22 protein-coding genes are annotated in these 26737 nt (G+C 69.1%); 8 read left to right on the plus strand and 14 right to left on the minus strand.

The window, feature by feature from the left end; translation table 11 throughout:
* The first annotated feature begins 40 nt into the window (after positions 1-40).
* Both ACYQ07_RS09255 and ACYQ07_RS09260 read left to right on the plus strand, forming a co-directional pair.
* The gene (locus ACYQ07_RS09255; protein ID WP_459880441.1) at positions 41-766 is read left to right on the plus strand and encodes a DUF5806 family protein; all 726 of its coding nucleotides are present in this window, start codon (positions 41-43) and stop codon (positions 764-766) included.
* Positions 767-770: 4 nt separating this feature from the next.
* Positions 771-2324, plus strand: coding sequence for a sensor histidine kinase (locus tag ACYQ07_RS09260; protein ID WP_459880444.1), 1554 nt, complete (start codon positions 771-773; stop codon positions 2322-2324).
* Positions 2325-2346: 22 nt separating this feature from the next.
* Here the strand turns inward: ACYQ07_RS09260 and ACYQ07_RS09265 are convergent, their stop codons facing one another.
* The 3 genes from ACYQ07_RS09265 to ACYQ07_RS09275 form a co-directional block, all read right to left on the minus strand.
* Entirely contained in the window at positions 2347-3183 is an 837-nt protein-coding gene (locus ACYQ07_RS09265) for a hypothetical protein (protein ID WP_459880447.1), read from the minus strand.
* Between the two features lie 200 nt (positions 3184-3383).
* Positions 3384-5096: an aldehyde ferredoxin oxidoreductase family protein gene (locus tag ACYQ07_RS09270; protein WP_459880450.1), complete on the minus strand. Its 1713-nt coding sequence runs from the start codon at positions 5094-5096 to the stop codon at positions 3384-3386.
* 477 nt (positions 5097-5573) lie between these two features.
* Positions 5574-7616: an AMP-dependent synthetase/ligase gene (locus ACYQ07_RS09275; protein ID WP_459880453.1), complete on the minus strand. Its 2043-nt coding sequence runs from the start codon at positions 7614-7616 to the stop codon at positions 5574-5576.
* Positions 7617-7740: 124 nt separating this feature from the next.
* Here ACYQ07_RS09275 and ACYQ07_RS09280 point away from each other — a divergent pair, with 124 nt between their 5' ends.
* From ACYQ07_RS09280 to ACYQ07_RS09290, 3 genes are all read left to right on the plus strand, one after another.
* Positions 7741-7893: a hypothetical protein gene (locus ACYQ07_RS09280; RefSeq protein WP_459880456.1), complete on the plus strand. Its 153-nt coding sequence runs from the start codon at positions 7741-7743 to the stop codon at positions 7891-7893.
* A gap of 260 nt (positions 7894-8153) precedes the next feature.
* Positions 8154-10064: a helicase C-terminal domain-containing protein gene (locus tag ACYQ07_RS09285; RefSeq protein WP_459880459.1), complete on the plus strand. Its 1911-nt coding sequence runs from the start codon at positions 8154-8156 to the stop codon at positions 10062-10064.
* A gap of 359 nt (positions 10065-10423) precedes the next feature.
* Positions 10424-10615: a DUF7317 family protein gene (locus tag ACYQ07_RS09290; protein ID WP_459880461.1), complete on the plus strand. Its 192-nt coding sequence runs from the start codon at positions 10424-10426 to the stop codon at positions 10613-10615.
* Between the two features lie 146 nt (positions 10616-10761).
* On the opposite strand, the gene ACYQ07_RS09295 is transcribed toward ACYQ07_RS09290, so the two are convergent.
* From ACYQ07_RS09295 to ACYQ07_RS09320, 6 genes are all read right to left on the minus strand, one after another.
* Complete coding sequence (locus ACYQ07_RS09295) at positions 10762-11886, minus strand: 60S ribosomal export protein NMD3 (RefSeq protein WP_459880464.1); 1125 nt, start codon at positions 11884-11886, stop codon at positions 10762-10764.
* A gap of 99 nt (positions 11887-11985) precedes the next feature.
* Entirely contained in the window at positions 11986-12243 is a 258-nt protein-coding gene (locus tag ACYQ07_RS09300; protein WP_459880466.1) for a DUF7561 family protein, read from the minus strand.
* A gap of 706 nt (positions 12244-12949) precedes the next feature.
* Complete coding sequence (locus ACYQ07_RS09305) at positions 12950-13399, minus strand: Ig-like domain-containing protein (RefSeq protein WP_459880469.1); 450 nt, start codon at positions 13397-13399, stop codon at positions 12950-12952.
* 41 nt (positions 13400-13440) lie between these two features.
* Positions 13441-14736, minus strand: a complete 1296-nt coding sequence (locus ACYQ07_RS09310; RefSeq protein ID WP_459880472.1) for an ABC transporter ATP-binding protein — start codon at positions 14734-14736, stop codon at positions 13441-13443.
* A complete protein-coding gene (locus ACYQ07_RS09315; RefSeq protein WP_459880475.1) occupies positions 14726-16540 on the minus strand; it encodes an ABC transporter permease in 1815 nt (604 codons plus the stop codon). Before ACYQ07_RS09315 ends, ACYQ07_RS09310 begins: the two co-directional genes overlap by 11 nt.
* A 113-nt stretch (positions 16541-16653) precedes the next feature.
* Complete coding sequence (locus tag ACYQ07_RS09320; protein WP_459880478.1) at positions 16654-17829, minus strand: thiamine ABC transporter substrate-binding protein; 1176 nt, start codon at positions 17827-17829, stop codon at positions 16654-16656.
* A 104-nt stretch (positions 17830-17933) separates the two neighbouring features.
* Here ACYQ07_RS09320 and ACYQ07_RS09325 point away from each other — a divergent pair, with 104 nt between their 5' ends.
* Both ACYQ07_RS09325 and ACYQ07_RS09330 read left to right on the plus strand, forming a co-directional pair.
* On the plus strand, positions 17934-18755 hold the full coding sequence (locus tag ACYQ07_RS09325; RefSeq protein WP_459880481.1) for a DUF6517 family protein: 822 nt from the start codon (positions 17934-17936) through the stop codon (positions 18753-18755).
* A 423-nt stretch (positions 18756-19178) separates the two neighbouring features.
* A complete protein-coding gene (locus ACYQ07_RS09330; protein ID WP_459880484.1) occupies positions 19179-20333 on the plus strand; it encodes an AI-2E family transporter in 1155 nt (384 codons plus the stop codon).
* Between the two features lie 42 nt (positions 20334-20375).
* On the opposite strand, the gene ACYQ07_RS09335 is transcribed toward ACYQ07_RS09330, so the two are convergent.
* Positions 20376-21692 carry a hemolysin family protein gene (locus tag ACYQ07_RS09335; protein WP_459880486.1) on the minus strand — a complete coding sequence of 439 codons (1317 nt, stop codon included), beginning with the start codon at positions 21690-21692 and terminating at the stop codon, positions 20376-20378.
* Positions 21693-21968: 276 nt separating this feature from the next.
* Between ACYQ07_RS09335 and serA the strand changes: the two genes are divergently transcribed.
* Positions 21969-23573: a phosphoglycerate dehydrogenase gene (serA, locus tag ACYQ07_RS09340; RefSeq protein ID WP_459880489.1), complete on the plus strand. Its 1605-nt coding sequence runs from the start codon at positions 21969-21971 to the stop codon at positions 23571-23573.
* A gap of 61 nt (positions 23574-23634) precedes the next feature.
* On the opposite strand, the gene ACYQ07_RS09345 is transcribed toward serA, so the two are convergent.
* The 4 genes from ACYQ07_RS09345 to ACYQ07_RS09360 all read right to left on the minus strand — a co-directional run bounded on the left by ACYQ07_RS09345 (position 23635) and on the right by ACYQ07_RS09360 (position 26667).
* Positions 23635-24039, minus strand: a complete 405-nt coding sequence (locus ACYQ07_RS09345) for a PIN domain-containing protein (protein WP_459880492.1) — start codon at positions 24037-24039, stop codon at positions 23635-23637.
* A complete protein-coding gene (locus tag ACYQ07_RS09350; RefSeq protein ID WP_459880495.1) occupies positions 24036-24314 on the minus strand; it encodes an antitoxin VapB family protein in 279 nt (92 codons plus the stop codon). Before ACYQ07_RS09350 ends, ACYQ07_RS09345 begins: the two co-directional genes overlap by 4 nt.
* Before the next feature lie 174 nt (positions 24315-24488).
* Positions 24489-25772: a threonine synthase gene (gene thrC, locus ACYQ07_RS09355; protein WP_459880498.1), complete on the minus strand. Its 1284-nt coding sequence runs from the start codon at positions 25770-25772 to the stop codon at positions 24489-24491.
* 502 nt (positions 25773-26274) lie between these two features.
* Positions 26275-26667, minus strand: coding sequence for a helix-turn-helix domain-containing protein (locus ACYQ07_RS09360; RefSeq protein ID WP_459880500.1), 393 nt, complete (start codon positions 26665-26667; stop codon positions 26275-26277).
* Between the last annotated feature and the right edge of the window lie 70 nt (positions 26668-26737).

The raw sequence follows: 26737 nt of genomic DNA on the forward strand, positions 1-26737 counted from the left end.
ACCGGCAACCCTTTTGCCCGGCCGTCGGCATACTTCGTGCATGACCGACCAGTCCGGGCGCGAGTCCGACCCCGAGCCAGCGGACGCCGGCGCGACGGAGGCCACGGATGCGGGCGCCGACGGGGACGCCGGCCCCCCCGAAACGGAGGGCGCCGCAGCCGACGCCGCCGACGCCGCCGACGCCGCCGACGCCGAGAACCAACCGGAGCCCTCCGACGGGACTCCCGATCCCGACGTGCCGGCCGACGTGCGCAAGTACGAGCGGTTCACGAAGATGGACGGCGCCAGCTACGAGCGCGTCAACGAGTTCCTGCGCGACCGCACCTACGTCACCGCCCGCGAGTGGGCGATCGCGCGGCTGTGTGCGGACTTCCGCACCGAGACGGGCGTCGAGATGACGAAGATCGGCGAGAACCTCCCCGAGCTCGTCCCCTTCATGACCGACACGTACACGCCGCAGGCGGTCAATCAGGCGCGCTACTCCTTCGAGGAAAAGGTGACCAAGTCGGGCGCGACGTTCCTCTACGGGGCGATGTCCGGCTTCTTCACGGCCGAGGACCTCGACGAGATGATGTACGAGGTGACGGAGATCGCGAAGTTCCTCCTCGAAGTGGAGGGTGTCGACCTCGCGGTCGCCGACGAGCTGGAGGCCGAAGACCGCATCTCGGAGGTGATGCGCGAGGTGCGAGAGTCCTCGGCCGACCTCCGCGGCGAGGAGGTGCGCTGTCCCGAGTGCGGCCACGTCCACTCCGGCAGCGAGGAGTAACCGGATGGAGTCGTACCACGACATCCTGGAGGCCTCGCCGGACGCCGTCGTGGTGGCTGACACCGACGGGCGGATCCGGTTTGCCAACACGAAGGTCGAGCCCGTGCTCGGCTACGCCCCCGAGGAGCTGGAGGGAGAACCGGTCGAGACCCTCCTCCACGACCCCGACCGTGAGGCGCACGCCGCCGAGCGCGAGGAGTACTACGTCGACCCGTATCCCCGTCCGATGGGCGAGGAGCGCGACCTCTACGCTCGACGGAAGGACGGCACGGAGATCCCGGTCGAGATCAGCCTCGGCCCGTTCACCCACGACGGAGAGACGCTCGTCGTCGCGACGATCGTCGACGTCTCCGAGAAACACGACCGCGAGGCGGCGCTCCGTAACCGGACCGACACGCTGGAGACGCTCCACGAGGCGACACGAACGCTGCTGAAGACGACGGACCGTGAAGCAGCCGCGGAGCTCGCCGTCGAGAGCATCCAGGAGGTACTGGGATTCCCCATCGCCGCGATCTGGCTGTACGACGACGAGGAAGACCGGCTAGAGCCGGCTGCCTGGACCGACCAGTCCGCGGAACTCGTCGACGAGCACCCGACGTACGGTCCCGACGACCCGAGCATCTCGTGGGAGGCGTTCGAACGTGGCCGCGCGGAGTACGTCATGAACACACATGCTGATCCCGACCGATTTAATCCCGATACGCCGATCCGCAGCGAGTTTGTCCTCCCACTGGGCCGGTACGGCGTGTTGAACGTCGGTGCGACGGAGCCAGCCGCGTTCGACTCGACCGATCTGGCGATTTCCCGTCTCTGGGCGTCGACCGTGACGATGGTGTTCGTCCGGATCGAGCGGGAGCGTCAGCTCCGCGGTCGGGAGGACGACATCGCCCGCGAGCGCGACCGGCTGGAGGAGTTCGCGAGCATCGTGAGCCACGACCTGCGGAACCCGCTCACCGTCGCGGCCGGGCACGTCGAACTCGCGCGCGAAGCGCTGGCGTCGGTCGACGCTGACGACGGTTCGGACGACGAACTGGCGGCCGCGATCGAGTCCCTCGAAGCGGTCGAGCGCGCGCTCTCGCGCATGGAGGCGCTCGTCGCCGACCTGCTCCAGTTGGCCCGACAGGACGCGGACGCAACCGAGACGGAGCCGGTGTCGCTCGCCGACCTCGCCACGGAATCCTGGGAGAGCGTCGACACCGCGGACGCCGAACTCGTCGTCAGCGAGGATGCCGTCATCCGCGCCGACCGGAGCCGGCTGGGACAGGCCTTCGAGAACCTGTTCCGGAACGCGGTCGAACACGCTGGCAGCGCGGTTCGCGTCACGGTCGGCGCGCTTGCGGACGGCTTTTTCGTCGCCGACGACGGCCCCGGAATACCCGAAGACCGGCGCGAGGAGGTGTTCGAGCCGGGCGTGACGACGAACCCCGAGGGGACCGGCTTCGGGCTGAACATCGTCGCCGAAATGGCCGAGGCGCACGGCTGGACGGTCGAGCTGACCGAGAGTGAGACGGGCGGCGCGCGCTTCGAGCTTCACGGCGTGACGTTCACCGAAAAGTAGCCGGCGCGCCGGACTGCCCTTTTCAGAGCAGCGCCGCGCCCGATAGCCCGCGTGCCACCGTTCCGTCGTCGGTCACCGCCACCTCGACGTTCGGTCCGCGCTCGACGTCCGGGAGCGTCACCGAGATCCGGGCATTGCCGGTTATCCCGCCGAGCTCGACGGCGGCGACGACGCGGTAGTCGCCGGCAACGGCCGCAAGGCCGGTTATCACGACGGCCTCGCCGGGGTCAAGCTCCCGTGTCGAATCGGAAACCGGCTCGCCGTCGTGCTCGACGTGGAGGTCGATCGCCGCCGTCGCCTCCGCGAAGTTGACCAGCCGAAGGCCGAGCGGCGCCTCCACGGCTTCGTCGTTCGCCGCTTCGTCGCCGTTCTCCACTCCGTCGCCGTTCTCCACTCCGTCGCCGTTCTCCACTCCGTCTCCGTTCTCGTCGGGATCCGGCGTTAGCGGATCCTCGGCGGACTCCCGGGTGACGCTCGCTCGCCGTGTTTCCTCGGCAGTGACGCGATAGGGGACGCGGTCGGAGTACACCTCGCCGACGCTCTCGTTCCCGTCACGCCGACTGTACACGCTGCCGGCGTGGCGTGCCGAGAGGTGGTAGCCGCCGACGGCCTCGTACTCCAGCGCGGCGTCCGCCGAGAGGTTCAGCTCCGTCACGTCTTCCCCGCGAAGGGTGTTGTGGGCCCGCACGGCCTCGTACTCGGCCACGTAGTCGACGACCGACTCCGGGTCGAGCGGGGACGGTCGCTCCGGGGCTTCCCGTTCGGGGACCGTCTCGCTTCCGAACGGTATCCGGGCGGTGCAGCCGGCGAGAACGCCGGCCGCTCCGATCACGCTCGCGAGGAGGCGGCGTCTGTGCATGTGCGTGTGTCCGGTGAAATCCCCCTAAAGGCCGCCGGAGGCACAAACTGTGCTTTGTGTCTCGGTCGCTCGATGGCGGTGGGCGGTCGGCGGTGGTCGACGGCGGTCGGCGGCGGTGGGTGGTCGGCGGCGGTGGGTGGTCGGCGACGGTCGATGGCGGTCGGCGACGGTCGATGGCGGTCGACGGCGGCCGGCGGCGCTCAGTCGTCGGCGACCGCGGGCACGTCGCCCGCCTCGTAGCCGGGGACGGTGCCGTCGTCGTTCCAGCCGCGGAGCTCGTAGTACTCGGAGAGGCCGGCCTCGAAGCCCGGGATCTGGTCCTCGTAGGGGAGCGTGTCGTCGCCGCGGTCGAAGCCGCGGGCGTTGTTGAACGCGCGCTCCAGCTCGACGATCCGCCCGCCGATCGCCAGCAGGTCGTCGTAGTCGGCGTCGAGCAGGGTTGCGAGGTGGTCGTCGGTGACGGTTCCCCGCGAGAACTTGCAGACGACGGCGGAGTCGAGCACCGCGTTGCGGTTCTCCTTTGTCACCAGCAGCGGGGGCTTGCCGTCGAGGCCCGCGGGGTCGAGCGCCTGGTCTTTGTCCACGAGCGGGTACTCGTAGGGGTAGAACTCGCCGTACATGTGGTCGGCGCCGCGGTTCGCCGTGGCGAACCCGAGCCCCTGTCCGTTGAGTTTCCGGCCGTCGTGGCCCGAGAACGGCATTCCCTTGACGGTCCAGTCCTCGGCGCCGAACTCCTCGCTGGCGCGGTGGACACCCTCCGCGAGCTTGTCGCCGACGCCCTCGCGGTAGGCGATCTGCTCGACGACCGAGTGGACGAGGTCGGCGTTGCCGAACTCGTCTTCGCTTTCTAAGAACATCGACACCACGTCGCCACAGGAGATGGTGTCCATCCCGAGCTCGTCACACAGCTCGTTTGCCTGCATCACGTCGACGATGTCGTCGACGCCGGCGTTCGAGCCGAACGCCATCACCGTCTCGAACTCCGGCCCCTCCGTCTCGATCCCGCGCTCCTCGTCGCGGGTCGGGAGCTTGCAGGCGAACGCACACTGCGAGCAGGTGCCCTTCTTGTACTTCTTCTCCTCGACGCGGTCGCCGGAGATCCCCTCGGCGCCCTCGAAGGACTGCTCCGAGAAGTAGTAGGAGGGGAGCGCTCCGACCTCGTTGGCGAGCTCCGTCACGCTCGCCGTGCCCTGGCGTTTCATGATGTCGTCGGCGGTGGCGGCCTCGCGGTGGATCTCGCCGGCGTCGTCGGGCCACTCGATGTCCACGTCGGCGTCCGCGTCGCCGTCGAACGAGAGCGCCTTCACGCCTTTGGCGCCGAGCACGGCGCCGAGCCCGCCACGCCCGAACGCGCGCGTGTCGGAGGTCATGATCGACGCGAACCGCACGCCGTTCTCGCCGGCCGGCCCGATGCAGGCGAGGTTCTCGGCGTCGAGGTCGTGGCTCTCCGCGAATCTGTCGGAGACGGCCGACACCTCCGCCTCAGCGAGGTCGGGCACTTCCTCGAACTCGACGTTCGGCGTGCCGTCCGCGTCCGGCTCGCGGACGTGGACCGCCAGCAGTTCGTCGCTCGCGCCGACGAGCTCGACGACCGCGTACCCCGCGCCGGTGAAGTTCCGCGAGAGGAACCCGCCGGCGTTCGACGACAGCAGGCCGTCCGTCAGCGGCGACACGCCCGTCGCCGACATTCGACCGGTGTACGACGTGGTCGAGTACTGCATCGGCCCCGTCGAGAAGTAGAGGCGGTTCTCCGGCCCGAGCGGGTCGGCGTCGAACGGGATCCGGTCGTACGCCAGCCGGGTGTTGAGCCCGCGCCCGCCAACGAACTCCTCGGCAACCTCGGCGACCGGCTCCGTCGTGGCGGTGCGCTCCGTCAGGTCGACCCGCAACAGCTCCCCTTTCGCGTGTCTCATACGCCACCGATCCGGCGGAAACACGATAAAGGTCCACCCTGATTCGTGTCGGGTTTATAAGTGAGATTTCGGCTAGCAATGCAGCTACGCCCCTTTTGAGTGGCTGTGGCGCGCCCGGCGAGCGCCCGCTGGGCGCTCGGCGGCGCGCGAGGGAGTCGTCGCCGCAGGCGACGACGAGGCTGGGGAGGTGTGAGGTGCGGTGCTGTGCGGAGCGGGGTGGGACTCGAAGGGGCAGCCGGCTCCGGGAAGACGGGCGACGCAAGCACTCAAAAGGCCGGGTGGTGCGGAGAGGCCTTTTGAGCGCGCAGCGAGACCCTCGACCGGAGCAGGCTGGGGCTTCGGAGGTGTTCGACGTCGTTCTCACTCCGTAAACCGCTCAACTCGCTTATAAGGAGTCGACTGGGGCTCTGGCGGCGTCCGCCGTCGTACTCCCCGCACCAACCACGGAAAAAGAGCCGACTGAATCGCCTTCGTCGTTCAGTCGTCGACGTCGCTCCCGTCGGGCGACTCGTAGATCATCTCGATCTCGTCGGCAAACCGCTCCAGGATGTTGCGGCGCTTCTTTTTCATCGTCGGGGTGAGCAGGTCGTTCTCCTCGGAGAACTCCTCGGGAACGAGCCGGAACTGCTTGATCTGCTCGTACGTCTCGAACTCCTCGTTGACGCGGTCGACTTCCTCCTGGAACCGGTCACGGACGCGCTCGTCGCGGCAGATTGCCTGTTCGTCGTCCGGAAGATCGAAGCCGCGCCCCTCGGCCCACTCGGCCACACGGGCGAAGTTCGGGACGATGAGTGCGGAGACGAACTTTCGGGAGTCGCCGAGCACGATGCACTGCTCGACGAACTCGTTGGCCGCGAACCGGTCCTCGATCGGGCCGGGCGCGACGTTCTTGCCGGTCGAGAGCACGAGCAGCTGTTTGGCGCGCTCGCGGAACGCGATGTAGCCGTCCGGCCGAAGCTGGACGATGTCGCCGGTGTGGAACCACGGCTCGTCCGGGTCGCCGCCGCGCTCGGCGGGCGGGGTGCCGGCGGTGACGACGGAGTCCGGAAGCTCGTCGGGCGCGGTGAACGCCTCCTCGGTGGCATCCGGCTTGTTCCAGTAGCCGTCGGTCACCTGCGGGCCGCGCACGAGGAGCTCGCCCACGTCGCCCTCGAGGTCGGCGACCTCCTCGCCGACGACCGCGTCGTCGATCGCGATCTCCGTGTCGACGACCGGCGGGCCGATGGTGCCCACCTGCGGCGCCTCCGGCGGGTTGACGGCGATGACTGGCGAGGTCTCGGTGAGCCCGTACCCCTCCAGAATCGGGAGGTCCATCGCGTGGTAGAGCGCGCACAGCTCGGCGGACAGCGAGCCGCCACCGGAGATGAAAAAGTCGATGTTGCCGCCGATCGCCTCGCGGACGTTCGAGAAGACGAGCTTGTCCGCCAGCGCACGCTTCTTGTCGAGGATGAAGCCCGGATTCTCCGCCTCGTGGTGCTCTTTTCCCACCTCGACTGCCCAGTTGAAGATCGCCTCCGTCACCGGCGACTCGCCGGCCTGCTCACGGATCGCGTCGTACAGCTTCTCGTAGACGCGGGGGACGCTCGTCGTCGTCGTCGGGTTCACCAGTCCGAAGTCCTCCCGGAGCGTGTCCGGGTTCTCGGCGTACGCGACGGTGGCGCCGGCGGCGAACATCATGTAGTGGCCCGCCATGCGCTCGAAGACGTGTGCGAGCGGGAGGAAGGAGAGCGTGGTGGACTCCGCGGAGATGCCCGGTACGTCGGGGTCGCGGTCCGGCCGGTCCGCGAATCGCCGGTAACACTGGGTGACGTTCTCGCGGAAGTTGGAGTGAGTGAGCCGGACCCCCTTCGGCCGCCCGGTCGTCCCCGAGGTGTAGATGAGGCTCGCGAGGTCGTCGACGTCGGTCGCCTCCACCCACGACTCGTAGGCGTCGGCGTCGAACGCCTCGGCGCCGAGTTCGTGGACCTCCCCGAGCGTGTACACGTCGTCGGGGTACTCGCCGGCGGGCAGGTCGTCGATCGAGACGACGGCGTCGAGCTCGTGGTCGAGCTCGTCGCGCACCGCCAGCACCTCGTCGACCAGCTCGCGATGCTCCGCAACGACGACGGTCGCCTCGGGGTCTTCGAGCAGGTACGCCAGCTGCGACCGCGAGGAGGAGGGGTACACCGTCGTGACGACGGCGCCCGCAGCCAGCGCCGCGAAGTCCGTCTGCGCCCACTCCATCCGGGTGTGCGCGTAGATGGCGAGGCGGGTGTCCGCCTCGATGCCGAGCTCGCGCAGCCCCGCCGCGAGGTTCCGGACGATATCGCCCATCTCGGCGTAGGTCGCGTCGGCGTAGTCGCCCGCCGGCGCGGGATCGAGCACGCCGGCCGACACCAGCGACCGGTCGTGGATGCCGCCCTTATACCGCTGGGCGATCCGGTCGGCGTTGCGCTCGACGGTGTGCTCGAACGTTTGCGGGAGCGTCTCCCGCGCCACTGCGGCGTCCTCGAACTCCCGTTCCGCCTCCTGCCAGTCCATGCTCGGTAGTGCCGCCGCACTCCCATAAACGATCGGGCGGTTGTTCGTTTCTTCGCGGTCCTTTTTCAAGCCCCGAACAATGAAGAGTTAGCGACTGGCTGATAGAGCGGCTACAGACGCCCGTATGAGCTTCACCTCCCACACCACCGGTGACGTGAATGACGAGGAGTTCGGACGGGACCTGAAGGTGATCGGCCCGCTCTGGATCGCCCTGTTTTTCGTCTGGACGGGCGCCCTGCTGGCGTACGGCGACAGGATCGCCGCGCTCCTCTTTTGAGGGGCGGGCGGCGCCGGCGGGCGCCGTAGGTGCGGTCACCGCGCACAGCGCGGACTCGCGGCTACGCCGCTCACGGCTTCGCCGTTCGCTTTTCGAGGGCTCCTTCCGGTCGCCCTCGCCACGCTCGTCTTGACGTGGCCTCCCTCCGGTCGGCCACGCACACCGCGGACTCGCGGTTTCACCGCTCGTCTTACCGTGAGCTCCCTTCAGTCGCTCACGCACTCCGAGCCCTTTAGGCCAATAGCGCACCAGGCACGGATGTGGACCCCGACCGGATCCCCGCGGAGTTCCCCGCCCCCGAACACCGCGGCGCTCAGGAACAGGCGCTTGCGGACATTCGCGACGCCTTCGCGGCCGGCAACGACGTCGTGCTCGTGCGCGCACCCACCGGCAGCGGCAAGTCCCTGCTCGCGCGCGCCGTGATGGGCGCCGCCCACCGGGTCGAGGACGCCGCCCCCAGCGAGGCGATCGACGCCTACTACACGACGCCGCAGGTCTCCCAGCTCGACGACGTGGCGACCGACGACCTGCTGGAGGACCTCAACGTGATCCGGGGGAAATCGAACTACGACTGCATCCTCCCCGGCGAACACGACACGCCGGTGAACCGCGCGCCCTGCGTCCGCCAGCGCGGCTTCGACTGCACCGTCAAACACCGCTGCCCGTACTTCTCGGACCGCGCCATCGCCTCCGCGAACCGCTTTGCGGCGATGACGCTGGCGTACTTCATGCAGACCGCCGGCTCGGAGGTGTTCCGCAAGCGGGACGTGGTCGTGATCGACGAGGCACACGGGCTTGCGGAGTGGGCCGAAATGTACGCGACCGTCGAGCTCTCGCCCGAACGCGTCCCCGTCTGGGACGACGTGGGCGTCCCCGACGTACACGCCGACGCCGGCGCCGAGGAGGACCCGATCGACCGCACCGCCCGGTTCGTCGAGACGCTGCAGGGCGTCGCCAAACGGGCGAAAGACGAGCTCGTCGGCCGTCCCGAGCTCGAACCCGAGGAGGTGGCTCGCCGCGACCGGCTGCAGGAGCTGATCTCCGAGCTGAGCTGGTTTCTGGAGGACTACCGCGACCTCGACTCCCCGACCACGTGGGTCGTCGACCAGCCCGGCGGCGAGGGGACTGCGATCACGATCAAGCCGCTCGACCCCGCGCGCTACCTCAAACACACCGTCTGGGACCGTGGCAACAAGTTCGCGCTGCTGTCGGCGACCATCCTCTCGAAGGAGGCGTTCTGTCGCGGCGTCGGGCTCCGCCCGGAGAACGTCGCGCTCGTCGACGTCGAACACACGTTCCCGCTCGAACACCGCCCCCTCTACGACGTGACCCAGGGGTCGATGACGTACGAGCACCGCGACGAGACGGTGCCGAAGATCGCCCGGCTGATCGTCCGGCTGATGGCCGAACACCCCGACGAGAAGGGGCTGATACACGCCCACTCGTACGCGATCGCTGACCGCCTCGTCGAGAAACTGGGCGAGTTCGGCGTCGCCGCCCGCGTCCGCCGGCACACGAAGGAGAGCCGCGACGCGGAGCTGGAGACGTGGAAGGCCACCGACGACCCCGAGGTGTTCGTCTCGGTGAAGATGGAGGAGGCGCTCGACCTGAACGGCGATCTCTGCCGCTGGCAGGTCGTCTGCAAGGCGCCGTACCTCAACACCAACGACTCGCGGGTTGCCCGTCGGCTGGAGGAGGGTCAGTGGCCGTGGTACCACCGCGCCGCGCTCCGCACCGTCATCCAGGCGTGTGGCCGGGTCGTGCGTGCGCCCGACGACTACGGCGCCACCTACCTCGCCGACGACTCCCTGCTCGACCTGTTCGAGCGCGCCAAAGCCGACACCCCGCCGTGGTTCCGTGACCAGATCGAGGCGATGTCGTCGCCCTCGCTTCCCGACTTCGACCCGTCCGCCGCGCTCGCCGGCATCGACGCCGACTCGTCCGGCCCGGGGCGCGCCGGTCGCGCCCGCGGCGCCACAGGGGGATCGTCCTCGCTTGGCTCGTCGGGTGGCGGAAGCGATTCGGGCGGTTCCGGCGCTCACGGTACCTCTTCAAGCGCCGGCGGTTCGGACGGCTCCGGCACCTCCGGCGGCTCGACCCGCACCCGATCGGAGGCTGACGCCGACCGCCGCAAGGACCACCCGCTCTCGGACGTGTGGGGCGACGGCTGACGACATCGCCCCGAACGAGCGCCCACGCTCGGTAGCGCTCCCGCTACGAAGCGCGAGTTTTCCGAGGCGTAACCACGCTTACAGCGCGGTGACGCCCCACGCGACCATGGAACTGACCATGAGGAACGCGAAGAACAGCGCGAAGAACTTCTGTCGGTCCATAATCCATCTGAGCCATCGAACGGTATAATTCCTGCGGGGTGGCATCGTCGGTGGTTCACATACCGAGAAAAATCAGTCTCACCCCCTTGCCTTAATTGGACGTACGCCCAAGGCGTGCTACTTAATAGCATATAAGGTGTATCAGGGCCCTCTAAGAATTGGCAACCTTCATTATCTTCCACGTCGGACGGGTGAGTATGGCAACGAACGGGCTGTCGAGTGCGCTGACGCTGTACGGTGCGCGAACGCTGACGCTGTCCCAGGCCGCGAAACAGGCGGGGCTCAGCGAGGAGGAGTTCATCGAGCAGCTGGAGAAGCGCGGCATCGAGGTCACCGAGTCCGAGCGCGCCGCCGCGCTCGGCGGCGGCCAGCCCGCCCGCGCGGACTGACGGCGCCGGCACCGACACGGACCCGACTCCGACCACACGACCACCGTCCGCCCGTTTTCCGTTCGCTTCTCCCGCCGAGCGGCGCCCTCGTCGGCGAGCGCCTCTCTCTCGCGTCTTCGCCAGTTGCGTCCCGAAATCTCCCGCCGTTAGGCGGCGAGCTCCGCGTCGCCCGCCGGCATCACGTACACGTCGCCGCGGTGTTTGAACGCGAGCACGGTGTCGGCGCCGTCCTCAAAGTAGTCCGGTTTCGGCACCGTCTTGGCCTCGTACGTCTCCGGGTCGAGGATCTGGACCGCGTTCTCGTCCTCCACGGTGACGACCGTCGTCTCGACGGCGTCGTCGCGCGTGCCGAGCCGGTCGGCGTCCGGCGCGTCGCCCTCCTCGAACTCCGAGGTGTACGGCTCGCCGGTCGCCAGCCGGACGCCCTGTAACCGGCCGGAGACGCTCGTGACGAGCACCGGCCCGTCGCCGTCGTTCGGGTCGATCACCTCGTCCGTGGCGTATCGGGGAAGGCGGACCGCGAACGTCACCCGGTACACCTCGTTGCCGTCGCTGTCCTCCGTGGCCAGCGTCGGGTACGACTCGAAGCTCCCGCCGAGCTGTTCGGTGATCCGGGTCGCCACGTTCTGGGCCAGCTTGTTCGAGGAAAGCTTCACGTTCGGGCCGTCGTCGGTCTCCTTGATCTCCGTGATGAACGCCTCACGGTCGCCTTTCCCCTCCTGTTTCGCCACGTACGACTCCGTGATCTCGATTGCCTCCGCGCGCTCCTCGGCGGTGATCGTCCGGTCGTCCGCCCGAACCTGGACGGTCCCGGCGTAGTACCCGCCGGCGATGCGCCCGCATCGGTCGCAGGTGCCGCGTGCCACGCTTACAGGCACCATTACCTCCTGTGACCGGAGGGTGCCGCGCACGACGCCCGAGAATCGGCAGTGCATCCGGATCGAGTTCTCGTCGATCTGCTCGGGCTCGACGCCCCACTCCACGTCGTCGGCGTCGACGTGGACGCCGAGCGTCTCCGCCACCTCGTCGACCGCCACGTCGGTGTAGTCGCGGGCGCCCACGTCGCGCCAGGATTCGCCGCGATGGACGGCGCCACAGCCCGAACACACCAACACCTCGATGCGGTCGGGCGCGTCGACCAGCTCGAAATCCGCAAAGTAGCAGTCGTCACACAACAGCGCGTCCCGCCCCCGGGGCTCGCCCGGCAGCGGCTCGCGCCGCTCGGGGACGGCGTCGCCACAGCGGGGACAGAACTCTCGCGAGTCGCTCATTACGTCACCGATAGACGGTTCGGCGGTTTAAACGGCGCGGAGGAAGGGGCGGACGCCGGCCTGGACGGCTGCGCCGGCGACCCTGAGGTCGCCGGCGACCTACCGCCAGTGCCAGAAGTGGTTGCCGTCGTCCTCGTACGGCTCCGTTTCGGCTTTCAGTGCTTCCACGTCCTCCGCGGTCGGCTCGTGGTCGCCGGGCAGGTTCTCCATGCAGTCGAAACAGAGAAAGAACTCGGAGCCGTCGGCCAGTTCGAGCGTCATCCCCTGCGTCGACTCGAACGCGAAGTTCCAGAGGTCGCCGATACCGCCGGCGATCCGCACCTTCTTTCCACAGACGTGGCAGATCTCCGAGGCCATGGCTCACCCTAGCGGGGCCGGCGTTGTAAGCCGTTCGTGTGGCTCCGTTGAACTGCCCTTTTTGAGAGACACTATTGGTGACCCACGTGATTGACCGAGACTGCTTCGTGATCGAGATCGGGAGTGGGTGTTGTACGTGAGTGGATGAGGCGCTTATAAGCGAGACGTGGATGTTTCCGTCTTCCGTTTATAAAGAGCGTTTGTTGGTGAGTTACTGGTTCTGCGCACGTGAGGACCGCCTGCAAATCCCCAGCCGGCTCCGGTCGAGGGGCTCGCTGCGCGCTCAAAAGGCCTCTCAGCACCGCCCGGCCTTTTGAGTGCTTACGTCGCCCGTCTTCCCGGAGCCGGCTGCCCCTTTGAGTCCCACCCCGCACAGCACGGCAACCGCACCTCACGCCTCCCCAGCCTCGGTCGACGGCGGCCGCGGGACCGCACCGCCGCGGCCGCCGCCGACCTCCCTCGCGCTCCGGCTCACGCCCGCGGGGCACTCGCCGGGCGCGCCACCGCACCGCGCCCCCGTTTATAAAAGAGGCGTCACCGCCACTCTCGACGGTTTATATACCCTACCGCCGGCGACGGATTGCAATACTCACTCCCGATCTCACTCATCGAGGGTCCCGTATAGGCCGGGGCTGGACCAGAACCTGTCTCCGATGGGGTTCAAAAGGGCCGTTCCCGTCGAGAGCGGAGGCCAGTAGTATCGCCGTTAGTCCAGCTGAAGCTGCACGATCTCAATGCGGCCGCTTCTGACGTATATCTCCACGTTCAGGTCGTCCTCTCCCGTCCGCACCGTGTGCGTGTCGCCGTGGCCGTCGTCGGCCTCCGCGGTCAGCTCCCACTCGGCGTCTCGGTTGACCGTTACCTCGTCGCTTGGGGTCGCATCCGGGCCGAATTTGTGTTTCCGCTCGTGTGCGACCTCGTCGTCGGCCGACGCGATCCGGACCGTAACCGTCTCCGACTCCTCGGTCCGGTTGTCGATGACGTACGACAGGTCGTACGTGGGGTCGGGCGTTGGCGTGTCCGGGGTGGGGGTTTCGCCGTCGTTCCCATTGTCGGTCTCCTCTCCGTCCGCTCCGTTCTCGGTCCGGTCGCCACAGCCGGCGACGGCGCCGAGCGTTCCGACGCCGAGGAGGCCGATCAGCGTGCGGCGCTCCATGGACCCTGCTCGACCGCCTCCGGACAAGTGCTTTCTCCCGACTACGCCACCGCGACGACGTGCGCGTCGGCGGGGTCGAAGCGGACGACGACCTCGCCGGCGAGGGGGTCGAGCGTGCGCACCACCAGTTCGCGGCCGCCCCAGTCGAGGTGAACCCGGGTGGTCTCCCCGAGGAACTCCGCGCTCTCGACGGTCGCGGTGAGGGTGTTGGCGGCCGCATTCGCCTGCTCACCCGTTTCACCACCGACAAGGAGATTCTCCGGTCGGACACAGAACGTCAGTTGATCACCGGCGGCGACCTCCCGGTCCGCATCGACGCCCACGTTGAGCGACGCGCCACCGACATCGACGGTCGCAACGACGCCGGGGTCCCCGTCCCCGTGTGACCCGCCACCAACCCCCTTCGTTTCTACTGGAGATCCGCCCCCGCCGGCCTCGTCGGATGCGGCTTCTTCCGACTCACCGGCCCGTGTCGAAACCGAGGTGACGGTGCCCGAGAGCACGTTGTTGTCGCCGACGAACTCGGCCACGAACCGGGAGGCCGGTCGGCGGTACACCTCCCGCGGCGGGGCGACCTGTTCGGGGGCGCCCTGGCGCATCACGGCGACGCGGTCGGAGACGGCGAGCGCCTCCTCCTGGTCGTGGGTGACGTAGATGGTGGTGATCCCCAGCTCCGTTTGAATGGCCTTCACCTGCATCCGGAGGCGCTCGCGGAGCTGGGCGTCGAGCGCGCTCATCGGCTCGTCGAGCAGGAGCACGTCCGGGCCGGGCGCCAGCGCGCGCGCCATCGCCACCCGCTGTTGCTGTCCGCCCGAGAGACTCTCCGGGTCGCGGTCGGCCATCCCGCCGAGGTCGACCAGCTCCAGCAGCTCCGTCACGCGCTCCTCGTCGGTGACGCCGCCGGGCGGGTCCGCGAAGTTGAGCCCGTACCCCACGTTCTCGCCCACGGTCATGTGCGGGAACAGCGCGTAGTTCTGGAAGACGACGCCGACGTTGCGGTCCTCGGGCGGGACGCCCGTCGCGTCCGCGCCGGCGATCCGCACCGTGCCGGCATCCGGTTGCTCGAATCCCGCGACCAGCCGGAGCGTCGTCGTCTTCCCGCAGCCGGAGGGGCCGACGAGCGTGAAGAACTCGCCCTCGCGCACCTGCAGGCTCACGTCGTCGACCGCGGTTGTCCCCCCGTACACCCGGCTCACGCCGTCGAGCTCGACGGCAACCGGCGCGTCCGGGCCGGGGGCGTCGGGACGACCGGTGGTGGGGCGGCCGGCGGAGGGGTCTGGATGGTCGTCGGGAGCATCCGAGCGACCGTCGCCACCCGCGGGCTCCTCAGAGTCCATAGCTCTCTCCTCCGAGGCGGTCGATCACCACGAAACTGACGCTTGTGACGACGAGCAACACCACGCCCATCGCGGTCGCCGGGCCGAGCCGCCGGCCGATGTACCGCTCGATGGCGATCGGCATCGTGTACGCGTCCGCGCCGGTGGCGAGCACGATGGTCGCGGAGAACTCGCCCATCGAGATGGCGACGACGAAGGCGGCGCCGGCGACCACCCCGGGCCAGACGAGCGGGAGCTCCACGTCGGTCAGGACGCGCGCCCGGGAGGCGCCGAGCGCCCGCGCGGACTCCACCAGCGACCGGTCGAGTCCCTCCAGCCCGGGCGCGACGGTGCGGACGACGAACGGGTACGCCGCCACCGCGTGTGCGGCGACGATGGCGAGCGCGCCCGACACCGTGATCCGCCAGCCGGCGATCTCGACGCCGAACACGAGCCCGCGGAGCAGCCCGAGGCCGACGATGATCCCCGACACCGCCAGCGGGGCCATCGCGACCACGTCGACGAGCTTCCGGCCGCGGTAGCGCCGGGTCGTCAACACCGCCACCACGACGCCCATCGGCAGTGCGACCAGCAAGGCGCCGGCGGCAAAGACGAGCGAGTTGCGGACGGCATTCCACGGCTGCACCTGAAACGCGGCGGCCTCCCGCTGTCTGTCGAGGAGGAACCGGTAGTTGTCCAGCGTGAACCCGCCGTCCCCGCCGGTGACGCTGTAGAGGACGAGCGAGACGACGGGGACGACGAAGACGAACAGCGCGACGACGCCGTACGCGGCCAGCCCGACCCGCTCGGCCACCGCCTTCGGTGAGGGAGTCGCGGGAATCAGTCGCTTTCGGGGAAGCGGTCGGACGCCCCGCGAGCGCACGGCGTGACGGGCCTCGTAGCGCAGGTAGCCAAGGAGCACGCCGAGCGTGATCACCAGCTCGATGATGGCGAGTGCGGCCGCCTCCGCGTAGTCGAGGTTGCGGATCAGCCGGTAAACGAACACCTCAACGGTCGCCAGCTGGAACCCGCCGAGTGCGAGCACGATTGGAAAGGTGCCGAACGTGAACACGAAGGTGAGCGCGGCACCCATCAACACCGCCGGGTACACCTGCGGGGCGACCACGTCGCGGAACGCCCGGAACGGGCCGGCGCCGAGGCTCCGGGCGGTCTCGACGGCGCCTGCGTCCACCGACTCCCAGGCCGCCGTCGTCACCCGGGCCACGAGCGGCGCGTTGTAGAAGGCGTGAGCGATGATCACGGCTTCGAGGGTGAACAGCAGCTCCACCGGCCCCAATCCGAACGGCGACAGGACGGCGTTCAGCGTCCCGTTCCGGCCGAAGGTGGCGACGAACCCCACCGCAACCATGATGGAGGGAAGGACAAAGGGGAGGATCGTGAGCGACCGGAGCGTCCGGCGTCCGCGAAACTCGAAACGCGCCAGCAGGTACGCCAGCGGCACGCCGAGCGCGACGCTTGCGAGGGTCGAGAGCGCCGCCTGATACGCCGTGAAGCCGACGATCCCCAGCCTGCGGTCGGCTGAGAGCAGGTCGAGCCCCACGGCGATCGGCGATTCTCCCCGGAACAGCCGGGCAAATTCGCCGAAGTAGAAGGGGTCGCGCAGGATATCCGTGAAGATGGCGAGCGTGAGCACGCCCTCGACGACCACCGACTCGACGAGCACGGTGGCGACCGGGTAGTAGAAGACGACCAGCAGGACGGCGACCGTCGCCGCCGCGAGGATGGGCAGCGCGCGGCGCTCGATGCCCGCACGGAGCGTGCGCGACGTTCGGGCGCTCCGGTCGGACTGGTCGTCGGTGGTCACGAGTTGGTGAACGGTGGTTCAGGAGGGATTTAGCAGTTGGCCACGCGGAGTCGGTGCGCGTCGGTGCGCGTCGGTTTCGAGTCGCCGGGTGGTATGAGCGAGCCGCCGCCGGGTTAGTTGCCGGCGAACTGCCGTTCCCAGTCCTCCACCCACTCGTCGAGGTTCGCCTCCAGCTCCTCGTAGGAGAACGTCACCGCCTCCTCGGGCTCGTGGGCCAGCTCGGCGTAGTCGTCGGGGAGGTCCGCCGTCTCCGTCGCGGGGAACTGGACGTTCAGCTCCGCGATCCGGCCCTGTGCCTCCGGCGTGAGCAGGAACTCGACGAACTCGCGGGCGAGTTCCGGCTCGTCGGCGTCGGCGAACAGCGCCGCTCCCTCGGGGTTGGCGTACGCCTGGCCGTTCACGAAGCGGATCTGGTGCTCCTCGAGGTCGGCACCCTCCATGTTCGCGAACACCTGGTCGGTGGAGTAGGAGACGACCATCGGTGCCTCGCCGCCCTCCCAGGCGGCGTAGGCGTCGTCCCACGAGCCGAGGACGCGCACGTCGTTGTCCTGCAGGTCGGCCCAGTAGTCGAGGTAGTCGTCGTCGCCGTCGTCGCCGAAGGCGTCGATCGTGTGGAGCAGGAACGCCCGGCCGGTGGTGGAGTCGCCGGGGTTCTGGGTGATCAGGTCGCCGGCGTGCTCCTCGTCGAGGAGGCCCTCGAACGTCTCGGGGGCGTCGGTCTCCGTCCCGTCGTACACGAGGCTGATGTAGTTGGTCGCGGTCGGCACCACGCGGTCGTGGGGGTCGAAGTGGAGTCCCTCACGAACGTCCTCGGCGCCCGCAACGTCTGCGAGTCCGCCCGCCTCGAATAGCGGGTCGTCCGTCTCGCCGGCGATCCGCGCGAGGTCGTCGGGGTAGAGGCCGACGTACACGTCCGCGTCGATGTCGACGCCGGCGTTCGCCTGTTCGACGTAGTGGTTGACGCCGTTGTCGGGGGCGGCGAACTCGATTTCGGCGTCGTGCGTCTCCTCGAACGCCTCCTTCAGCCACGGTCCCGGCGGGGAGTCGCCGTCGACGAACGTGCTGTAGGTGGCGACGGTGAGCGTCGGCGTCTCCGGCTCCTCGGTGTCGGCGTCGGCGCCGTTTTCGTCGTCTTCGTCCCCGTCGTCGGGCGCCTCGGTCGGCGTCTCCTCGTCGTCGGTCTGCTCCGCGGTACAGCCGGCGAGCCCGACGGCACCTACGGCTCCGGTTGCCGCGAGGAACCGGCGTCGCGTGCTGTCTTTACCGGGTTCGTCCGTCAAATCGTCCATTACTGGGTTGTTGCACCGAGTTGTTGTTAAGCCCTCCGTATCGGGTGTCGACACCTGCCGGGACCGCCGACACCGATATACCGCGCCGTGGCGTTCGTGGCCACATGCAAGACGAGTCGACCGACGCCGGACCCGTCACGACACGACGCCGCCTGCTGGCGACGAGCGCGGCGGCCGGCACCGTCGCGACCGCCGGCTGTCTCGGCACGCGGGACGGCGCGGTGCCGGGGCCCTCGGTCGTCGACCAGCGGATCGACGACGGCTGGCGGCTGCTGGAGGAGTCCGACGGCGTGGTGTTCGAGGAGTCGTTCGGACCGGTGACGATCCGGGCGCTGGAGCGGACCGACCTCTACGAGTACGTCGACGTGGCCGAGGCGCTCGCCGACGCGTTCGGCGTGGAGGGGTCACCCGTCCTCTTTTTCGCCTCCCGGATCGACATGCGGCCGGCGATCGACCAGCTGCCCGGCGGGATCGGGCGCGGGCGGCTGATGGAGGAGGTCCAGCCGGCCGCGGAGGCCGCGTTCCGCGACCAGCTCCGCGAGAGCGGGCTGGAGAGCGTCGAACTCGAGGAGACCGAGGAGGTGACGGTCGCCAGCGGCCACGAGGCGACCGCCTTCCGCTTCACCGCCCGGTTCCCGCTGGACGGCGAGATGGAGCTGCCGGTCGGGGGCACGGAATCGGTCGAGGGCGTCATCGACCTCGAAGCCCGCCTCGCGGTCTGGCACGACGGCACCGACGTGCTGCTCTCGGGCGGCGCCTACCCGACCGAGCCGATTAGCGACGCCATCGACCGGTCGCTCTCCGACGCCCTCGACGCCGACGACGTGATCGAGGAGACGCTCGACGAGGAGACTGCCGACGTGCTCGCGACGGACCCGGAGACGTTCGCCGAGGCGGTCGACGCGCTGCTCGTCTCGGTCGAGTAGCATCCTGCGGCGGGGAACGCTGCACCCTTTTTAACCTCTCCACGTGGCGCGCCCGGCGAGCGCCAGCGGGCGCTCGCCGGCGCGCGAGGGAGGCAGCGGTCGCCGGCGCGCGAGGGAGGCAGCGGTCGCCGGCGCGCGAGGGAGGCAGCGGTCGCCGGCGGAGCGGTTTCCCGCCGGCGGCCGTCTGCCGAGGCTGGGGAGGTACGAGGTGCGGTGCTGGGCGGTGCGGGGTGGGACTCGCCGGCTGGGGCTTTGGAGGCGTTCGCCGTCGTGCTCACCGTATAAACCGCTCAACTCGCTTATACGGAGCCGGCTGGGGCGTTGGAGGAGTTCGCCGTCGCGCTCCCCGCACCAACTCTTCTACAGAACCGCCCGATCCTTCGGGCCACCCCTTTTAAGCCGTCAGCGCATCCGAACCACAACATGACGAGCAGACGCACCGTAATTGGCGGTCTCACCGTACTGGCGGCGGTTCTCACTGCCGTCCTGCTGTGGGAAGTCGTCGCGACGGTCTTCTTCGCGATGACCGTCGCGTACGTGCTCGGGCCGGTTCGACGGCAGCTCCGCCGCCGAGGACTCTCGGCGCGTGTCGCCGCCGGCGTCACGACGTTCGCGGCGTTCCTCGGGCTCGTCGCCGCGCTGACGCCACTTCTCGTCGTGTTGGTGTTGCGCGTCGACGACGCGTTGGCGTTTCTGGAGACGATCCCGGAGTCGGTGACCGTGCTGGTCGGCCCGTTCGAATACACGCTCGTTACCGCCGAGGTCGCCGAGCTCGCGGGAAGCCTGCTGCTCTCCGCCGGCGGGAGCATCGCCGGCGCCGCGCCGGTGCTCCTCGTGAAGCTCGCGCTGTTCGCGTTCGTCGTCTACGCGGTGCTGTACTACGAGCAGCGGACTCGTCAGGCCGCGCTCGCACTCGTGCCGCCGAGCTACCGCACGCTCGGAGAGACGCTTCATGACCGCGCGCGCCGCACGCTGTACGGGATCTACGTCGTGCAGGCAGCCACCGGGTTCGCGACGTTCCTCATCGCGCTCCCCGTGTTCGTCGCGTTCGGCTACCCCTCGCCGGTCGTCCTGGCGACGCTGGCGGGGATCCTGCAGTTCATCCCCGTCGTCGGGCCGAGCGTGTTGGTGCTCGCGCTCGCCGGCTATCACGTGGTGCTCGGGGACACCGCGGCCGCCGTCGCCATCCTCGTGGTTGGGTGGGCGCTGATCGCCGCCACCCCCGACTTCCTGCTTCGGCCGCGTCTCGCGGCCGAGACGGCGGAGATCCCGGCGACGCTCTACTTCATCGGATTCTTCGGCGGCGTGCTCACCATCGGTCCCATCGGGATCATCGCCGGCCCGCTCGCTGTCGCGGTCGTCGCCGAACTCGCCGCACACCTCTCGACCGAGATGAACGCCGTCAGGGTGCGCGAGGAGCCGTTGGGGGAGTCCGTGGGTCCCACGGATCCGGACGGCGATGTCACGGTCACGGATGCTGAGGCCGTCGAGGATGCCGATACCGTTGAGGACACTGAAATCCACGACGCCGAGGGCGCGACGAAAGACGGCGAGGCGTCCGACGGCGCCGGCGACTAACCCTCCGGGGACGACTATCGACCGGCGTCGCCTGCGCCGAGACTACTCCGTCCGGCCGATCGCTTCGCCATCCACATCATCGGGCGTAGCAGTAGACCCGCCCGCGACACCCGTGGGAGCGTAGTCGACGCGGACGCGCCGAATGCGGGTTGCGGTGGCGTCCGTGACGGTCAACGTCGTCTCGCCGATCTCGACGCGGTCGCCCTCGCCGGCGAGTTGGCCGGTGTGGTGGTGAATGAGGCCGGCGACGGTCTCGAACTCGCCGTCGACCGGGAGGTCGACCCCGAGCGTTTCGTTGAGGTGTGCAACGGTGGTCCAGCCGCGGACGAGGGCGGTATCCTCGTCGACCGGCCGAACGTGTTCGGTTTCATCATGCCCGACGATCTCCCCGACCACCTCCTCGATGGCGTCCTCCAGTGTTGCGAGCCCGACGACCGCGCCGAACTCGTCGACGACGAGCACCATGCGGTGACCGTCCCGCTGCATCTCGTCGAGGAGCTCGTCGACGGGCTTGGTCTCGGGGACGAAGACGGCCTCCCGGAGCACGCTCGCGAGGTCGTCGCCGCGCTCGTCGGCGCGGATCGCGTCGCGTACGTCGACGACGCCCACCACGTCGTCCCGGTTCTCGCCGTAGACGGGGAGGCGCGTCACGTTCTCGGCGGCGGCCAGTGAGACGACCTCGCCGGGCGTGGCGTCCGCCGGAACGGCCACCATGTCGGTTCGGGGGACCATCACCGCGGTGACGCGGGTGGCCTCCAGATCGAGCACGCCGCGGATCATCGCGCCTTCGCCGGTGTCGATGGCGCCGGACTCCTCGCCCGACAAGACGAGCGTCTCGATCTCCTCGCGCGTGAGGTACGACTCGATCTCCCCTTCGCCGCCGGTGAAGCGGTTGACGGCGCCGGAAAGCGCCTCGAACACGTAGAGGACCGGCCGGAGCACGCGCTGGATGACGACCACGGGCCGGGCCACCCGGAGCGCGTGCTTCTCGGCGTGGGCGACGGCGTACGCCTTCGGCGCGATCTCCCCGAACGTGATCACGAACAGGGACGTGATGACCGTCGAGCCCGTGGCGGCCTGGCTCCCCGTGAATCCGGCCTGGACGAGCACGGCGGTGGCGACGGACGCCGCCGCGATGTTGGCGATGTTGTTGCTCACGAGCGCGGTGACGAGGAAGCTGTGCGGATCGTCCCGGAGCGCGGCGAGCGACTCGCTACCGGGGACGCCCTCCGTCGCAAGCGAATCGACGCGATGACGGGCGACCGAGAAGACGGCGAGCTCCGAACTGGAGAAGAAGCCGCTCACGGCCGTCAACACGACGATGGCGGCGGCACCGAGAAGCACGATGGTGAGGTCCATACGTGCGCCACGACCGCCCCCTCAAAGGGTCTGTCCCCCGCGGTGCGTCGTGCTGTCCTCCGCGGTGTGTCGTGCGGTGCGACGCGTGCTGACCGACCGCCGAGTCGCGTCGGAAACGGGATGGCCCACCTCGTCCACCGATCCCGACGAATACCCACGGATAGACAGTTTCCAGTCGAAACGAAGGGGTAGTGTATGCACAATTACGGATCGAGTTGGGTGGCAAATCCACGGGATGAAGAAAGCGTTAACCCCTCGCCGGCGGTGTAAACGGGCATGAAGGTACTCGTGACGGACCCGATCGCGGACGCCGGTCTCGACCGGCTTCGTGAGGAGGGCTACGAGGTGGAGACCGACTACGACGCCGAGGGCGACGAGCTGCTCGATGCCGTCAGTGACGCCAACGCGCTCATCGTTCGCTCGGGGACCGAGGTTTCCCGTGAGGTGTTCGAGGCGGCACCCGACCTCGTCATCGTCGGGCGCGCTGGCATCGGCGTGGACAACATCGACATCGACGCCGCCACCGACCACGGCGTCGTCGTCGCCAACGCCCCCGAGGGGAACGTCCGCGCGGCCGCCGAGCACACCGTCGCGATGACGTTCGCCGTCGCGCGCTCGATCCCGCAGGCGCACGCCCGACTCACCGACGGCGAGTGGGCGAAGGGCGCGTTCCTCGGCACCGAAGTGAACAACAAGACGCTCACCATCGTCGGACTCGGCCGCGTCGGTCAGGAAGTCGCGAAGCGGCTCGACTCGCTCGGGATGGACCTGGTCGTCTACGACCCGTACATCTCCGAGGAGCGCGCCGACCGGCTCGGCGCCGAGCTCGTGGACGACCTCCACGAGGCGCTCGGCCGCGGGGACTTCGCGACGGTCCACACCCCGCTGCTCCCTGAGACCGAGGGAATGATCGGCGAGGAGGAGCTGGCCCAGCTCGAGGGCGGCTACCTCATCAACTGTGCGCGCGGCGGCATCGTCGACGAACCCGCACTCGCCGAGGCGGTCGACGAGGGCGTGCTCGCGGGCGCCGCACTCGACTCCTTCGCTGAGGAGCCGCTCGACCCCGACTCGCCGCTGCTCGATGTCGAGGATATCGTCGTCACCCCGCATCTCGGCGCCTCCACGGAGGCCGCCCAGGACGCGGTCGCCGTCGACACGGCCGAGGCCGTGATTGCCGCGTTCCGTGAGGAGCCGGTGCTCAACGCGCTCAACGCACCGTCCGTCGACGAGACCGCCTTCCCGCGGATCAAGCCGTACCTCGCCGTCGCCGAGACGGCGGGGAAGGTCGCCGCACAGCTGCTCGACGGTCGCGTCTCGGAGATCGAGGTGACCTACGAGGGCGACATCGCCGAGGAGGACGTCGAGCTCGTCACCGCGAGCGCGCTGAAAGGCGTGTTCGAGCCGCTGGAGTGGCAGGTGAACTCCGTCAACGCGCCACAGCTCGCGGAGGACCGCGGCATCGAGGTGACGGAGTCGAAGACGCGGCAGACCGAGGACTTCCAGAGTCTCGTCCGCGTCACCGTCCGCAACGGCGACACGGAGCTCGCCGTCGAGGGGACGCTCTTTGCCGGCGAGGACCCGCGGATCGTCCGGATCGACGGGTTCCGCGTCGATGCCGTCCCGTACGGTCACATGCTCGTCGCGCGCAACTACGACAAGCCCGGCGTCATCGGCCTCATCGGCACCGTGCTCGGTGACCACGACGTCAACATCGCAGGGATGTTCAACGCCCGCGAGACCCACGGCGGCGAGGCGCTCACCGTGTACAACCTCGACCAGGACGTGCCCGACGCCGCCGTCGAAGACCTGCTTGCCGACGACCGCATCGTCTCCGTGACGGAGATCACGCTGGACGCCGCTGACGAGCGCTCGACGGAGTAGCGGAGCCAATAGACGGACGAAGAAGTGAAGCGACGAAGCGACGAAGGGGCGAACCGACGCCTCAGTAGTCGGCAACCGGCACGTCGAACCGCTCGAAATCGTCGACGTTCCGCGTGACGACGGTCGCTCCCTCGACGGACGCGACGGCCGCGATCAGCAGGTCCGCCGCGGCGGCGTCGACCCCTCGTCTCGTCACGTCCTCGTCACGGTGGAGCGCCGCCTCGAACCGGCTCGCCTCGACCGCGTGGTCGATGGTGAACGGCACGACCTCCAGCCAGTCGAACGTCCTCGCGAACGCCGCACGGTCGAACGTGTCGGTGAGCCGGTGGCCCACTGCCACCTCCTTGACGTTCAGCGATGTCGTGTAGAGCGGCTCCTCTTCCGTCGCCTCCAGGTACTCCCGGACGCCGTCGTCGCCGCCGAGATAGTCGATGAGGAACGTCGTATCGAACAGGTGTGTCGTCACGCGTCGGGCTCCTCGTCGCGACGTGCCGCGAGTCGGTCGGCGGCCTCGCTGCCGCGGGCGGCGGCATCCTCCCCGAGGCGGTCGCGGGACGCGAGCGCCGCCTCGCGAACCGCGTTCGTCTCCTCGGGAGACAAGGAGCCGAACCCCTCCCGCCAGTCGCCGCCCGACTCGTCGATCAGCCGGTCGATCACGTCCGTGAAGCTCTCGCCGTCGCGCTTGCGCGCCCGGAGGCGCTCGTACACCTCCTCGCGGATCCCGATCGTCTTCGTTCCCATGTGTTGTGCTTGTGTATGTGTGCACAAAAGACTGCTGACGGCGAGTATTCTCGTCACTACCCGTCGAACCGTGGGAGCGCCCCACAACGACGTGTGACTGCGAAAAAACGTCGGCCGGCGCGACTGGACGAGAGAGCGGAGCCGCAAGCGCAGGTACAGGCGGGTACGGTCGAATTAGTCCTGCAGGAGTTCGACGATCGCCTCCACGTCGTTCGCGACGGGCTCCGGCTTGCGACCCGCCTCGTAGGCGGCGTCAGGGTCCTTCAACAGGTGACCAGTCGTTAGGCAGACGACCTGTTCGTCGTCGTCGACGACGCCCTGATCGCGGAGCTTGCGGAGTCCGGCGACGCTCGCGGCGGAAGCGGGCTCGACGCCGACGCCCTCCTCGGCAAGGTCGCGCTGGGCCTCGGTGATCGCCTCGTCCTCGACGGCGACCGCGGTGCCGCCCGTGTTGCGGATTCCGGGGAGCGCCTTCGGCGCGTTGACCGGATTGCCGATGCGGATCGCGGTCGCGCGCGTTTCGACCTCCTCCCAACGCCGGACCTCGTCGGCCCCGTTTTCGATCGCCTCGACCATCGGCGCGGCGCCGGCGGCCTGCACGCCGGTGATCTTGGGGACCTCCGCGGGGTCCATCGCGCCCGACTGCACCAGCTCGCGGAACGCCTTGTAGATCGCCGAGGTGTTGCCCGCGTTCCCCACCGGTAGCACGATCCGGTCGGGATAGGTGCCGTAGTCGGCCTCGAACGCCTCCAGAATCTCGAAGCCGATCGTCTTCTGCCCTTCCAGGCGGAACGGGTTCAGCGAGTTGAGCAGGTACGCCTCGCCGCGTGCGGCGAGCTCCTGGACGATGTCGAGGCAGGCGTCGAAGTTGCCGTCGACCTCCAGGATCCGCGCGCCGTGGAGGCTCGCCTGGGCGATCTTCCCCGCGGCGACCTTCCCCTCCGGAAGCAGGACGAGCGTCTCCATCCCGCCGCGGCCGCCGTACGCCGCGAGCGCGGCGGAGGTGTTCCCCGTCGAGGCGCAGGCGAGCGCGCCGACGCCGAGCTCCTCGGCGACGCGCACGCCGACGGTCATTCCGCGGTCCTTGAACGACCCCGTCGGGTTCATCCCCTCGTGTTTGATCCGGAGCGTCTCGACGCCCACCGACTCCTCCAGTCGGGGGACCTCGTGCAGCGGGGTGTCGCCCTCCGGGAGCGTCACGCCGAGCTCGAACGGGAGCGCCTCGCGGTAGCGCCAGACGCCACGATCCGGCCCCTCGGTGGACGCGCCGGCGCCGAAGTCGTCGAACGTCGGCGGGTCGTCGTAGCGCACCTCCAGCAGGCCGTCACACTCGTCGCAGGTGTAGCGCACCGCCGAAAACGGGGCGAACGTCTCGTCACATTCGATGCAGGCGAGCCACGTCCCGTCGTCGGCGCAGTCGGGCGCCTCGGGGGCCGGGGTGTCGAGCTCGAGGGTCATGCCCCGACCTCCGTCCGCGCGCCTCTTAAGGCGGGCGGTGGGGACGGAGCTTGCCACGCACGCGAATATCCGAATATTCCACCATCCAGTGCTGTGGCGCGCCCGGCGAGCGCCCAACGGGTGCGAGCCGGAGCGCGAGGGAGGCGGGAGCGCGCCGGCGGGTGGTGCGGTGCCGCCGGCGCGCTCTCCGCCGAGGCTGGGGAGGTGTGAGGTGCGGTCGCGGTGCTGTGCGGGGTGGGACTCAAAGGGGCAGCCGGCTCCGGAAAGATGGGCGACGTAAGCACCGCAGCGGGCGGTGCTGAGAGCGAGGAGCGCAGCGAGCCCCTCGACCGGAGCCGGCTGGGGCTTTGGAGGTGTTTGCCGTCGTGCTCACCGCACAACTCGCTTATAAGGGGTCGGCTGGGGCTTTGGAGGTGGTCGCCGTCGCACTCACCGCGTAAACCGCACAACTCGCTTATAAGCAGCTAGCAGGGTTTCGAGAAGCGTACGTCAAGTACACCACTCACTCGACGTTGTCAGGGTCGAACGCGTCGATGGCGTCGTGAACGCCCTCCACCCACTCGTCGAGCGCGGCGTGGAGCATCGCCTTCGCCTCGGGGACGGGGACGGCGTCGTACTGGTAGACGTAGCCGCCGGAGTCGAGCAGCCGGCGGTGACGCTCGGCGAGGCCCTTCTCGCGGAGCGTGGAAAGCGACCGGTTGATGTTCGAGCGGTCGCGGTCGAGCACGTCGGCGAGCTCGGCGACGGTGCTGCCTGGGTGGTCGAGCAGCGTGAGATAGGTGCGGGACTCGTGGTCCTGGATGCCGAACACGCAGGCGAGGACGTGCTCGAACGAGGGGGACACGTCGCCGACGAGGTCCTCGATGTCGGGATCGCTCGCGTCTGTGTGGCTCATACAGCGTGACACGGTGGCCGTCAAGGAAAAGGCTCCGTCGGCGGCACAGGTTGGTGCACCCCTGCCGTGG

Source organism: Halorubrum gandharaense (genome assembly GCF_054654575.1).